This window comes from Rhodosalinus sp., assembly GCF_046542825.1.
Classification (GTDB): domain Bacteria; phylum Pseudomonadota; class Alphaproteobacteria; order Rhodobacterales; family Rhodobacteraceae; genus Rhodosalinus.
In genome coordinates this window covers 1-12,571 of the sequence record NZ_JBKHAQ010000085.1, presented here as the reverse complement: position 1 = coordinate 12,571, position 12,571 = coordinate 1, and the positions used below count along the sequence as shown (strand labels likewise).

12 protein-coding genes are annotated in these 12,571 nt (G+C 71.1%); 6 read left to right on the top strand and 6 right to left on the bottom strand.

Features of this window, described 5'->3' with window-relative positions:
• A partial coding sequence (locus ACLFOB_RS11200; RefSeq protein ID WP_410926126.1) for an invasion associated locus B family protein occupies positions 1–496 on the top strand: 496 nt, incomplete at its 5' end.
• 36 nt (positions 497–532) lie between these two features.
• Here ACLFOB_RS11200 and pgi read toward each other — a convergent pair.
• The 4 genes from pgi to ACLFOB_RS11180 all read right to left on the bottom strand — a co-directional run bounded on the left by pgi (position 533) and on the right by ACLFOB_RS11180 (position 5,861).
• Positions 533–2,134: a glucose-6-phosphate isomerase gene (gene pgi / locus ACLFOB_RS11195; protein ID WP_410926127.1), complete on the bottom strand. Its 1,602-nt coding sequence runs from the start codon at positions 2,132–2,134 to the stop codon at positions 533–535.
• 17 nt (positions 2,135–2,151) lie between these two features.
• Positions 2,152–2,823, bottom strand: coding sequence for a 6-phosphogluconolactonase (gene pgl / locus ACLFOB_RS11190; protein WP_410926125.1), 672 nt, complete (start codon positions 2,821–2,823; stop codon positions 2,152–2,154).
• A 242-nt stretch (positions 2,824–3,065) separates the two neighbouring features.
• Positions 3,066–4,490, bottom strand: coding sequence for a glucose-6-phosphate dehydrogenase (gene zwf, locus ACLFOB_RS11185; protein WP_410915690.1), 1,425 nt, complete (start codon positions 4,488–4,490; stop codon positions 3,066–3,068).
• A gap of 279 nt (positions 4,491–4,769) precedes the next feature.
• Positions 4,770–5,861, bottom strand: a complete 1,092-nt coding sequence (locus ACLFOB_RS11180) for an anhydro-N-acetylmuramic acid kinase (protein WP_410926124.1) — start codon at positions 5,859–5,861, stop codon at positions 4,770–4,772.
• Positions 5,862–5,929: 68 nt separating this feature from the next.
• Between ACLFOB_RS11180 and tyrS the strand changes: the two genes are divergently transcribed.
• From tyrS to ACLFOB_RS11160, 4 genes are all read left to right on the top strand, one after another.
• Positions 5,930–7,183, top strand: coding sequence for a tyrosine--tRNA ligase (tyrS, locus tag ACLFOB_RS11175; protein WP_410926123.1), 1,254 nt, complete (start codon positions 5,930–5,932; stop codon positions 7,181–7,183).
• Positions 7,184–7,507: 324 nt separating this feature from the next.
• A complete protein-coding gene (locus ACLFOB_RS11170; RefSeq protein WP_410926122.1) occupies positions 7,508–9,355 on the top strand; it encodes an ABC-F family ATP-binding cassette domain-containing protein in 1,848 nt (615 codons plus the stop codon).
• Positions 9,356–9,397: 42 nt separating this feature from the next.
• Positions 9,398–10,015 (top strand): MarC family protein, encoded by a 618-nt coding sequence (locus ACLFOB_RS11165; RefSeq protein WP_410926121.1) that lies wholly within the window; start codon positions 9,398–9,400, stop codon positions 10,013–10,015.
• A 50-nt stretch (positions 10,016–10,065) separates the two neighbouring features.
• Positions 10,066–10,647: a TIGR02281 family clan AA aspartic protease gene (locus ACLFOB_RS11160; protein ID WP_410926120.1), complete on the top strand. Its 582-nt coding sequence runs from the start codon at positions 10,066–10,068 to the stop codon at positions 10,645–10,647.
• Here the strand turns inward: ACLFOB_RS11160 and nagA are convergent.
• Together nagA and ACLFOB_RS11150 are read right to left on the bottom strand one after the other, a co-directional pair.
• Positions 10,644–11,780, bottom strand: coding sequence for an N-acetylglucosamine-6-phosphate deacetylase (gene nagA, locus ACLFOB_RS11155; protein WP_410926119.1), 1,137 nt, complete (start codon positions 11,778–11,780; stop codon positions 10,644–10,646). The genes ACLFOB_RS11160 and nagA overlap by 4 nt on opposite strands.
• 11 nt (positions 11,781–11,791) lie before the next feature.
• Positions 11,792–12,055: a DUF2312 domain-containing protein gene (locus ACLFOB_RS11150; RefSeq protein ID WP_410915680.1), complete on the bottom strand. Its 264-nt coding sequence runs from the start codon at positions 12,053–12,055 to the stop codon at positions 11,792–11,794.
• A gap of 118 nt (positions 12,056–12,173) precedes the next feature.
• Between ACLFOB_RS11150 and ACLFOB_RS11145 the strand changes: the two genes are divergently transcribed.
• Entirely contained in the window at positions 12,174–12,389 is a 216-nt protein-coding gene (locus ACLFOB_RS11145; protein WP_410915679.1) for a hypothetical protein, read from the top strand.
• Positions 12,390–12,571 lie beyond the last annotated feature (182 nt).

Below are 12,571 nucleotides of genomic sequence, written 5' to 3'. Positions count from 1 at the left end.
GGAGAACGGACCGGGCAGCGACCTCAGCCTCGGGACCACGGACGTCGGATCGACATATGTCCAGGAGGAGTCGGGCGACTGGGAGATCCAGTGCATCCGGTCCGATCGGCAGGAGGATCCCTGCACGCTCTATCAACTCCTGAGCGACGATGACGGCAACCCGGTCGCCGAGGTCAGCATCTTCCGCCTGCCCGAAGGCGCCCGCGCCGCAGCGGGGGCGACGATCATCGTGCCGCTCGAGACGCTGCTGACCGAACAGCTGCGCCTCTCCGTGGATGGCGGGCAGGGCAAGCTCTATCCGTTCTCGTTCTGCAACCCGGTGGGCTGCTATGCACGGATCGGCCTGACCGCCTCTGACGTGGAAGCGTTCAAGCGCGGGGCGACGGGAACGATCACGATCGTCCCCTTCGCCGCGCCCGACCAGGAGGTGTCGCTCGACATGTCGCTGATCGGGTTCACCGAGGGATTCGACAAGGTGTCGGTGCTCGAAAACTGAACCGCCTCCCGCGGGCCGCGGACACTGCGGCCCGCGCTATGCTCCGCCGCCGCGCAGGAATGCCGCGAGCGTGGCGGTCGAGGCGGAGGCGCCGATCCCGGACCCGGAGAGTGCCGAGTCGACGGATTTCGCCAGCTCCTTGCCCAGCTCCACGCCCCATTGGTCGAACGAGTTGAGACCGAGGATCACGCCCTCCGCGAAGACGCGATGCTCGTAGAGCGCAAGGATGCAGCCGAGCATCTGCGGGTCAAGCTGCGGATAGGCGATCGTGACGGAGGGACGATCGCCCGGAAACACCCGGTGCCGCGCCTGCCGCTCGAGCTCCTGGCCCTCGTAGCGTCCGGCCAGCATCTGCCGCGCCTCGTCAAGCGTGCGCCCGCGCATCAGCGCCTCGGACTGCGCAAGGCAGTTGGCCACCAGCAGGCGGTGATGGTGCACAAGCTCTGGCTCGTGCCCCCGCGCCGCGACCAGGAACTCGCAGGGCACGACCTGCGTCCCCTGGTGAACGAGCTGCATGAAGGCGTGCTGGGCATTGGTTCCGGGCGCACCCCAGACCACCGGGCACGAGGGTCGCGCAAGCGGGGTCCCGTCCATGGCAACGCCCTTTCCGTTCGACTCCATCTCGAGCTGCTGCAGATAGGCGGGCAGCCGGGCAAGGCGCTGGTCGTAGGGCAGCACGGCGCGGGTCGGATATCCGCAGACCTGCGCATGCCAGATGCCCACAAGCGCCATCATCAACGGCATGTTGTCGGCGCCCTCCGCCTCCAGGAAATGCCGGTCCATCGCATGCGCGCCCGCAAGGAACTCCCGAAACCGCTCGGGCCCTATGGCGATCATCAGCGACAAGCCGATGGGGCCCCAGACGGAATAGCGGCCGCCCACCCAATCGGCGAAGGGAAACACCCGGCTGTCGTCGATTCCGAAATCGGCCGTCCTGTCGACCGCGCTGGACAGCGCGGCGAACTGTTCGGCAGGCCGATCGACGCTGCGCGCCATCCAGTCCCGCGCGGTGCGCGCATTCGTCATCGTCTCGACCGTCGTGAAGGTCTTCGACGCGACAATCACGAGCGTCCGCGCCGGATCGAGCGGTGCAAGCGTGTCCGCTAGGTCTGCCCCGTCGATATTGGCCACGAAATGGCATCGCGGCCCGTCCGCGTAGGGCTTCAGGGCCTGCACCGCCATGGCCGGGCCAAGGTCCGACCCGCCAATTCCGATGTTGAGGACATCGGTATAGGCTCCGCCGGGGCCACCCGCGCTGCCGCCGCGGACCGCGCGCGCGAAGTCCTCCATCCGCCGCAGCGTGGCGTGGACCGCCGGAAGGACATCCTCCCCCGCCACGCGAATCGCGCCCGCCGTCTCGGGCGCGCGCAGCGCGGTGTGCAGGGCGGCGCGGCCCTCCGTTTCGTTCACGCAGGCCCCGCCCATCATCGCGCGGGCGCGCGCGGCCACGCCCGCCTCCGCCGCCAGATCGATGAGCGCCGCGCGACTCTCGTCGTCGAGCTGCGTCTTGCAATAGTCGAGCAGCAGGCCGCAGGTCTGCACCGTGAACCGTTGCGCGCGCTGCGGGTCCGTCTCGAACAGCGAGGAAATGCGCCGCCCGGCACGCGCGGCGCGCAACGCCTCGAGCTTTTCCCAGATCGTCACGGTCCTTCCCTTCACGCGGCCCAGTGCACGGTGAGGCCTGTCATCACGGCGCGCACCGGGGCCTGTGTCTCCGCGCGCCGCTGCGCGCGTTCAAGGGCCTCGCGCTTCGCCGTTCCGGTGATCGCAAGATGCTTGGACAACGCGCCATCGAGCACGGGCCGCGTGAGCGTGAGCCTCGCCTCGTCCACGCCGGGCGCGCGCAGCGCCATGACCGGCGGCGCGTCCTCGGCCAGCGCCTCCTCCAGCCGGTCCGCGCCGGGAAAAAGCGAGGCGATGTGGCCATCCTCGCCCATGCCCAGCAGCAGGACGGAGATCGGCAGATGGGGCGCGATCGTCTCGGTGACGCGGGCGACCGCGGCATCGGGCGTATCGGTGGGCTGATACATCGGCAGCAGCCGTGCCGCGGCCGCGCGGTCCACCAGAAGCCGCTCGCGCACAAGCCGCGTGTTCGAGCGCGGATGGTCCGGTCGCACCCAGCGCTCGTCCGTCAGCAGCACATCGACCGAATCCCAGCCGATCTGCGCGGCGCAGAGCGCATCGAACACCGGCCCCGGCGTCGAGCCGCCGGGCACCGCGAAGAGCACCCGCTCGCGATGCGACAGCGCCGCGCGCAACTCGCCCGCAAGACGGTTGGCAACGTCGATCGCCATCAACTCCCGGTCGGCGTAGTCCACGATTTCCATGCCGCCGCTCCGCCGTCATGCCCCCGGATCGTTCCACCATTCCTGCCCGCACGCGCCGCGCCTTGCAAGGCCCGGGCGGCGCGCGCTACTGCCCCGGCACCGCTCCGCACATCCCGCCCGCCGCCCCGAACCGCGCCTCCTGCTTTCAATGGTCCGCAAATACCCCGGGGGTGCGGGGGCAGCGCCCCCGCCCGCCAACGCCCCCGCCGGCCAATCTTCCCGCTTTCCTCACGCAGGCCCTGTCACCCGGCGATGTCGCGCCAGAGCCTCTGATCCCGCGCCATCATCCGCTCCGCGCCGCGCGGGCCGTCGCCGCCGGCGGGATAGAGCTCGGGCCGTTCGCCGCCGCGCTCCCATTCGGTGATCGCCGCATCGGTCCAGGCCCAGGCGGCCTCGACCTCGTCGCCACGCATGAACAGCGTCTGATTGCCGCGAATCACGTCCATGATGAGCCGCTCGTAGGCATCCGGGATCGCCTCGGCCGCCGGCCCCAGCGTCTCGGCAAAGGTCATGTCGAGCGGCACGTCCAGCAGCCGCATGCCCCCTGGCCCCGGCTCCTTGATCGTCACCCAGAGCTTCATCCCCTCGTTGGGTTGAAGCTGGATGGCAAGGATGTTGCGATGCGCGCCCGCGTCGATGCCGAAGATCGAATGCGGCGTGTCCTTGAAGACCACGGCGATCTCGGAGGAGCGCGCCGAAAGCCGTTTGCCCGTGCGCAGGTAGAAGGGCGTGCCCACCCAGCGCCAGTTGCCGACCTCGGCGCGCAGCGCGACGAAGGTCTCGGTGGCGCTCGCCGCGTCGCCCACGTCCGTGCCGTAGGCGTCCATGCCCGCGCCCGATGCGTATTGCCCGCGCACCAGCCAGCGCGGCGGCTCGAGCGCGCGGATCACCTTGAGCTTCTCGTCGCGCACCGCGCCCGGCTCGAAGCGCGCGGGAGGCTCCATCGCGATCAGGCAGAGAAGCTGCATCAGGTGGTTCTGCACCATGTCGCGCATCGCGCCCGCGCGGTCGTAGTAGTCCGCGCGCCCCGCAACGCCCAAAGTCTCGGCCACGGTGATCTGGATGTGGTCGACGTATTGCGCGTTCCACAGCGGTTCGAAGAGCATGTTGCCGAAGCGCACGGCCATCAGGTTCTGCACCGTCTCCTTTCCCAGGTAGTGGTCGATGCGATAGATCTGATCCTCGGCGAACTGCGCGGCGAGGGCCGCGTTGAGCGCGCGCGCCGACGCCAGATCGTTGCCGAAGGGCTTTTCCACCACCACGCGCGTCCCGGCGTCGGCAAGGCCGTGGGCACGCACCCGCTCGGCCAGCGGCGCGAAAAGCGACGGCGCGACGGAGAAATAGAAGGCGCGGATCGCGGGCGTGCCACAGGCCTGCCGCAGGGCAGACCAGCCGTCGTCACCCGTTGCGTCCAGTGTGACATAGTCGAGGCGGGACAGGAAATCCTCCAGCCCCTGGGCCGGGCCGATCGCCTCGGCCGCCATGCGCCGCCAGCCGTCGGTGTCCAGTTCGCTGCGCGCGGCGCCGATCACGCGCGCGGCCTCCGGCATCTGGCCCGCGCGGAAGCGCCGCCAGAGCGCCGGCAGGATCTTCTTGCGCGCCAGATCGCCGGTGGCGCCGAAGATCACCAGTTCGAAGGGATCTACAGGAATGACGCGCGAGACCATGGGCCGACTATAGGGGAGTGCAGGCCGGGCGCACAGGGGGCTCTTCGGTCCCTGCGGTCCCTCTTCGCGGGCCCTGAATACCGCAACCGCCCGCCCTGCTGCGCCAGGTGATGGCTCGGCGCGTCGGGCGATTGCTCGAGTCGCGCGATTGCTCGACCTGCAACGATCGGCGTAAGCACCAACCGGGCTCAAATTGCAGCTGGATGAGGATTCGGTGCCAGGGTCCGAGACCCACGCGCCCGGGTCGCGAGGAGCACCCGAAGGGCGCGACGAGCCCCCCTACCCCGCGCGCGACACCGTCCCGCCGCCCACCGCGGCGCGCACGCCGGTCGTGCCGGGCGCCGAGGTGGGCAGACCGCGCGCCACCCGCACGGCGAGATAGGCGAAGGCCTGCGCCTCCAGCATGTCGCCATCGAGGCCCGCCTCCTCCACCGGCGCGACGGGGCAGTCGAGCGCGGCGGCCAGCATCTGCATCATCACCGGGTTGCGCCGCCCGCCGCCGGTGACCAGCACCCGCTCGGGCGGGACCGGGCAATGCTCCATCCCCCGCATCACCGAGGCGGCGACGGCGGCGGTCAGCGTCGCCGCCGCATCGGCATCCGGCAGTTCCGCGACCATGTCGGAGAGAAAGGCGAAATCGCCGCGGTCGAGCGATTTGGGCGGCATCCGGTCGAAGAAATGCGCCTGCATCAGCCGCTCCAGCGCGCCCTCGGCGACGGTGCCCTGCGCCGCGAGACGCCCGCCCTCGTCCTGCCGTTGTCCAAGCCGCGCCTGCATCAGGTCGTCCAGCGGGGCGTTGGCGGGTCCGGTATCGAAGGCCAGCAGTGCCCCCTCCTCTTCCGGCGCGCTCTTGCGCGGGTCGACCCAGGTGAGGTTGCCGACCCCGCCCAGGTTCAGGATCGCGAAGGGGCGCTCGGCCTCCAGCCATTTCGCAAGCGCGAAGTGGTAGAAGGGGGCGAGCGGCGCGCCCTCGCCGCCCAGCCGCACGTCGGCCGAGCGGAAATCCCAGACCACCGGCCGCCCCAGCGCCTGCGCCAGCGCCGCCCCGCAGCCCAGCTGATGCGTGCCCCGCCCCTTCGGCTCATGCGCCAGCGTCTGCCCGTGAAAGCCCACGATCTCGGCCTCGGGGAACTCGGCCAGCAGCACCTCGTGCGCGCGCTGGACGACGCGCGCGGCCGCGTCCAGATCCTCGCCCGGCCAGCGGCCGAGTGCCGCGCGCAGCGCCGCGCGTTCGGGGCCGGAATACTCGCGGTAGCCCGTCCGCCCGAAGCCCTTCACCCGCACCCCGTCCGTGCAGACCAGCGCCGCATCCACCCCGTCGAGCGATGTGCCCGACATCGCGCCCAAGGCCCAGACCGGTCCCTCGATCATCGTCCCTTCCCCTTGCGCCCTGTCGCCACTATAGACGCGGCGCGCAGCAGACAAGAAGGGCCGGGCGCATGACCTACCAGCCGAAGTCGGATTTCCTGCAGGTGATGGCCGAGCGCGGCTTCCTGCACGGCTGCACGGACCTCGAGGCGCTGGACGCGGCGCTGCGCGCGGGCCGCGTCACGGCCTATATCGGCTTCGACGCCACGGCGCGCTCGCTGCATGTGGGCAGCCTGATCCAGATCATGATGCTGCGCTGGCTGCAGAAGTCCGGGCACAGGCCCATCACGCTGATGGGCGGGGGCACGACCAAGGTCGGCGATCCGTCCTTCCGCGCCGACGAGCGGCCGCTTCTGACGCCCGAACAGATCGCCGACAACATCGCCGGCATCCGCCGCGTCTTTGCCAGCTACATCGCCTATGGCGAGGGGCCGACCGGCGCGCTGATGATCGACAACGCCGAATGGCTGGACGGGCTCAACTACCTGGAATTCCTGCGCGACGTGGGCCGCCACTTCAGCGTGAACCGGATGCTGAGCTTCGAGAGCGTGAAATCGCGGCTCGACCGCGAGCAGTCGCTGTCGTTTCTCGAGTTCAACTACATGATCCTGCAGGCCTACGACTTTGTCGAGCTTCACAGGCGTTACGGCTGTCGGCTGCAGATGGGCGGCTCGGACCAGTGGGGCAACATCGTCAACGGCGTGGACCTTGGCCGGCGCACGGACGAGGCGGAGCTGTTCGGCCTGACATCGCCGCTCTTGACCACCGCCGACGGCAGGAAGATGGGCAAGACCGCGGACGGCGCCGTCTGGCTCGACGCCGGGATGACATCGCCCTACGCGTTCTGGCAGTTCTGGCGCAACACGGCCGACGCCGACGTGGGCCGCTTCCTCAAGCTCTACACGGAACTGCCGCTGGACGAATGCGAGCGGCTGGGCGGCTTGGGCGGGTCCGAGATCAACGCGGCCAAGGTCGTGCTGGCCAACGAGGTGACCACGCTGCTGCACGGGGCAGAGGCCGCGCGGACGGCAGAGGCCACCGCGCGCGAGGTCTTCGAGCGGGGTGGCGCGGGCGAGGACCTGCCGCGGCTGGAACTGGGCGCCGAGGAGGTCGCGGGCGGAATCTCCGTCGCGCAGCTCTTCGTGCGGGCGGGGCTTGCGAAATCGGGCAAGGAGGCGCGGCGCCTGATCACCGAGGGCGGCGCGCGGCTGGACGACGCGCCGCTGGCCGATCCGGGCCTGATGCTCGACCGCGCGGCGCTGGCGAAGCCGGTGAAGCTTTCGGCCGGCAAGAAGCGTCATGCAGTGGTGACGCTGGCGGGGTAGAGGGCCGGCGCCGGCGAGAGGCCGCGCTGCCATGCGGCGTCGCCTATGCGCGAGGTTGCACAGCGGCGACGGGACCGGGGCGCGAAGGGCCGCGCCCGACCCTGGGAGGGCGCCGCCGGCCCCAGCGCGCCGCGCGGCCCGGCCGCTTCATGCTCTCAACGTCCCGGGCGCCTGCATCTTCGGGCGCCCTCCCCGCGGATCGGGCGCGGCCCGGCCTTGCCGCCAGGTGTGGCAGTTCGCCCCGTCGCGCGATCCCGGTGGCCGTCCGGCGCGACGACACACCGCCCGATTGACGCCGCCCCTGCCCTGCGTCACACCCCGCCCATGCTGCGGATCGAGAACATCTCCTATTCTGTCGAGGGCCGGCCGCTCTTCGAGCGCGCCTCGGCGACCATCCCTGCCGGTCACAAGGTCGGCATCGTGGGCCGCAACGGCACCGGCAAGACCACGCTCTTCCGGCTGATCCGCGGCGAACTCAGCCTCGACGGTGGCGAGATCGCCCTGCCCTCGCGCGCCCGCGTGGGCGGTGTGGCACAAGAGGCACCGGCCAGCGACACCTCGTTGCTCGACACCGTGCTGGCCGCCGATACGGAGCGCGCCGGGCTGCTGGAGGAGGCCGAAACCGCCACGGACCCCGCGCGCATCGCCGAGATCCAGACGCGGCTTGCCGACATCGACGCCTGGTCGGCCGAGGCGCGGGCGGCCTCGATCCTCTCCGGCCTGGGCTTTTCCGAGGCCGAACAGGCAATGCCCTGCGCCGCCTTCTCGGGCGGCTGGCGGATGCGGGTGGCGCTGGCCGGCGTGCTCTTCGCGCAACCGGACCTGCTGCTGCTCGACGAGCCCACCAACTACCTCGACCTCGAGGGCGCGCTCTGGCTGGAGAGCTACCTTCAGCGCTACCCCCACACCGTGCTGCTCATCTCGCACGACCGCGAACTGCTCAACCGCGCGGTGGGCCACATCCTGCACCTGGAGGACCGGCAGCTGACGCTCTGGACCGGCGGCTACGATGCCTTCGCGCGCGCGCGGGCAGAGCGGCGCGCGGTGCAGGTCGCGGAGGCCAGGAAGCAGGACGCGCGCCGCGCCCACCTGCAAAGCTATGTTGATCGCTTCCGCTACAAGGCCGACAAGGCGAAACAGGCGCAGGCGCGGATCAAGATGCTGGCCAGGATGGAGCCGATCGCCGCGCCCGAAGAGGCCGCGAAGCAGCGCTTCAGCTTTCCCGCGCCGGAGCCGCTGTCGCCGCCCATCCTGCGCCTCGAAGGCGCGGCGGCAGGCTACGACGGACGCGCGGTGCTGCGCCGGCTCGACCTGCGCATCGACCAGGACGACCGCATCGCGCTGCTTGGTCGGAACGGACAGGGCAAGTCGACGCTGGCCAAGGTGCTCTCCGAACGCCTGCCGCTGATGGACGGCCGGCGCATCGCGGCATCGAAGCTGCGGATCGGCTATTTCGCCCAGCACCAGCTGGACGAGCTGCGCGCGGACGAAACGCCGCTCGACCACCTCGCGCGCCTGCGCGTCGGCAGCGCGCCCGCGCAGAACCGCGCGCGGCTTGCGGGCTTCGGGCTGCACGCGGCGCAGGTGGAAACCGATGTCGCCCGGCTTTCGGGCGGACAGAAGGCGCGGCTGGCGCTGCTGATCGCCACGCTCGACGCGCCGCATCTGCTGATCCTCGACGAGCCCACCAACCACCTCGACATCGAGAGCCGCGAGGCGCTGGTCGAGGCGCTGACCGCCTATACCGGCGCGGTGATCCTGGTCACGCACGATTTTCACCTGCTGGGGCTTGTGGCCGACCGGCTCTGGCTGGTCTCCGGTGGCACCGTCGCGCCCTATGACGGCGATCTGGAAAGCTACCGCGCCGCCCTGACCCAGCCCGCCCAGGGCGCCGCGAAGAAGCCCGCCAAGCCCCGCCCCGGTCCCTCGAAGGAGCGGCTGACGGAGCTGCGCAGCGACGCGAAACGCTGCGAGGAACGGGTCGAGAAGCTGACCGAGATGCGCGAGAAGCTGGCGAAGAAGCTGGCCGATCCCGCGCTCTACGCGCCCGAGCGCGCGGACGAGGCCGCCGTCTGGCAGCGCAAGTATGCCGAGGTGATGGAGGGGCTGGAGCGGGCAGAGGCGCTCTGGGTCCGCGCGATGGAGCGGCTGGAGGCGGCCCAGACCGCCTGACGCCCGCTTGCGGCCCGCGCGCCCGCGGGCGAAAGTGCGCCGGTGGACGCCGCCTTTCTCATCACCGCCTTCACGACGCTCTTCGTCGTGATCGACCCCATCGGGCTGACGCCGATCTTCGTGGCGCTCACCGCGGGGCTGCCCGTGGCGGAACGGCGGGCCATCGCGCTGCGCGCCTGCCTGATCGCGGTGGCGATCCTGACGCTCTTCGCAGGCTTCGGCGAGGCGGTGCTGGGTTTCGTCGGCATCTCGATGCCGGCCTTCCGCATCGCGGGCGGCATCCTGCTGTTTCTCACCGCGCTCGACATGCTCTTCGAGCGGCGCACGCAGCGGCGCGAGGGTCAGGCAAGCGGCGAGCAGCCCGACCCCTCGGTCTTTCCGCTGGCGATCCCGCTCATCGCCGGGCCGGGCGCCATCGCCTCGATGATCCTGCTCGCCGGACAGCGGCCGGGGCTGCCGGGGCTTGGCGCGGTCGTCGGCGTGATGCTGTGCGTGGTCATTCTGGCCTTTCTGCTGTTTCTGGCCGCGCCGCTCATCGAGCGGGCGCTGGGGCGCGTGGGCGTCAATGTGGTCACGCGGCTTCTGGGCATGCTGCTTGCCGCGCTCTCGGTGCAGTTCGTCCTGGACGGGATTCGCGAAACCGGCATCCTGGGGGCGTGAAACCGCGCGCGCCCGCCCCTAGATACAGCCACGGGCAACAGGGGACGGAGATGACCGGGGACCAGATCGCGCAACTCACCTATCTCGCGCTGCTTGGCGCGGCCATCGGCTTCTGGGTGCTGATGCGCATGCGCGGCGGCTTCGGGCAGCTCGCGCAATATGCCGCCGTGTGGGGGCTGATCTTTCTTGGCGTGATCGCCGCGGTGGGTCTCTGGGGCGATATCCGTCAGACGGTGTCGCCGCAGCAGTCCGTCGCGGTGAGCGAGGGGCGCATCACCGTGCCGCGCTCTGCGGACGGGCACTACTACCTGACGCTCGAGGTCAACGGCACACCCACCCGCTTCATGGTCGACACCGGCGCGACCGAGGTCGTCCTGACGCACGAGGCCGCCCGACGCGCGGGCATCGACACCGACGGTCTTGCCTATTTCGGCCGCGCCCTGACCGCCAACGGCGAGGTCGCCACCGCCCCCGTCCGGCTGGAGAGCATCGGCGCAGGCGCGCTGACCGAACGCGGCTTCCGCGCCTGGGTGAACAGCGGCGAGATGCCCGAGCCGCTTCTGGGCATGAGCTATCTCAACCGCTTCGAGCGGATCGAGATCGCGGACGGCGAGCTGGTGCTTGTGCGCTAGGACAGCCGTTCGCCCGCCTGCCAGACCGCGCGGAGCTTGAGGTCGTCGGCAAGGTGGACAAGATCGGCAGGCGCCCCCGGCGCGAGATGGCCGGCGTCGATCCCCGCCACACGCGCAGGCCCCGATGTCGCCATCGCGAGCGCCGTCTCTACTGGCGCCCCCGCCGCCGCCATCACGGCGGCGGCCCGTGCCAGCGTCAGGTCCGCGCCCGCAAGCGTTCCGTCGGAAAGGATGAGCCGCCCGTCCGCGCGCCGAACCTCGCGCCCGTCGAGCGCGAAGCGTTCCGCCTCCGTCCCGGCCAGCGCCATCGCGTCGGAGACGAGGAAGAGCGCGCCCCGCCCGGCCTTGGCCCGCAGCGCGACGCCCAGCATCAGCGGATCGACATGGTGCCCGTCGGCGATGATGCCGGCATCGACACGGCCATCGGCCAGCGCCAGCCCGGCCAGTCCCGGTGCGCGGTGCCCCATCGGCGCCATCGCGTTGAAAAGATGCGTGACGACTCGCGCCCCGGCCCCGACGTAACGCGCGGCGGTCGCCGCGTCGCAGGCGCTGTGTCCCAGCGCCACCAGCACGCCCGCCCCGGAAAGCGCGCGCACCTGATCCTCGGTCGCGGCCTCCGGCGCCAGCGTGACCATCAGGCGGGGCAGAACGGCCGCCGCGGCGCGCAAACGGTCGAGATCCGCCGCCGTCATCGGCCGCAGGTGCGCGGGGTCGTGCGCGCCGGCCTTGCGCGGATCGAGGTGCGGCCCCTCTAGATGCAGGCCGGCGATGCCCGGCACGCCCTCTGCCGCGGCCCGGGATACAAGCGCGATCGCCCGCGCCTTGGCCTCATCGGTATCGGAGATCAACGTGGGCAGGATGGTCGTGGCGCCCAGCCGCGCGTGCACCGCCGCGATCCGGCGCAGGTCCGCCACGCCCTGCGCCTCGGCCAGCATCAGGCCGGCGCCGCCGTTCACCTGAAGGTCGACGAAGCCGGGGGCAAGGATGCCGCCCCCCAGCGCCTCGCGCGGCACGTCCAGCGGCAGCAGCGCCTCGGGCACCAGTTCTGCCACGCGGCCGCCGTCCAGGCAGACCGCGTGCCCGCCGAGTATCCGGGTCCCGTCGAAGACCCGCGCGCCGGTGAGCGCCCGCACGGCAGCCGTCCTCAGGCCATGCCGAGGGCGGCCTTGTACATCTCGAGCACCGCCTCCTCCTCGGCGATGTCGTCGGGCTCGCGCTTGCGCAGCGCGATGACCTTGCGCATCACCTTGGTGTCGTAGCCGCGCGCCTTGGCCTCTGCCATCACCTCCTTCTGGCGATCGGCGATGTCCTTCTTCTCGGCCTCGAGCTGTTCGAACTGCTCGATGAACTGGCGCAACTCCTCGGCGGCGACGGGGCTGCCGGCGCCGGGCTGGAACGTGTCGGTCATGGGGGTCTCCGCCTGTCTTGCGCAGGCGTCCTATCCCCGCCCCCGCGTTCCCGCAAGGGGTTGCCGGCCGCAGGACGATGGGCTAGCGCGGGCCGCGCGCAGGGCGGGAGAGAACGGCATGGAGATACTCGTCTGGATCGGCGCGGGGCTGTCGCTGATGGGCCTTGCCGGCGTGATCTGGAGCATGGTCAAGGTCGCCCGCGCAAAGCGCCGCAACCTGCCCGACGCGGAGTTGCGCGAGGTGATGCGCGCCATGCTTCCGTGGAACATCGGGGCGCTTTTCGTTTCGGTGCTTGGCCTGATGACGGTGACGCTGGGCCTGGCGCTGGGCTGAGGCCGGCCGCACGGGCATCCGGTCCTGCCGCCCGCGACAAGACAGGCAGAGCATCCCGCAGGCAACCGCCGCCCGGGCTGGCTGCGCCGCGGAAAGCCGCGCTGCATCGGCTTCCCCCCGCTGATCGCGGCACGCCAAGTCAGATCGAAGGCTCCGGCCCCGGAACGGCAGGCTCCTCCGGG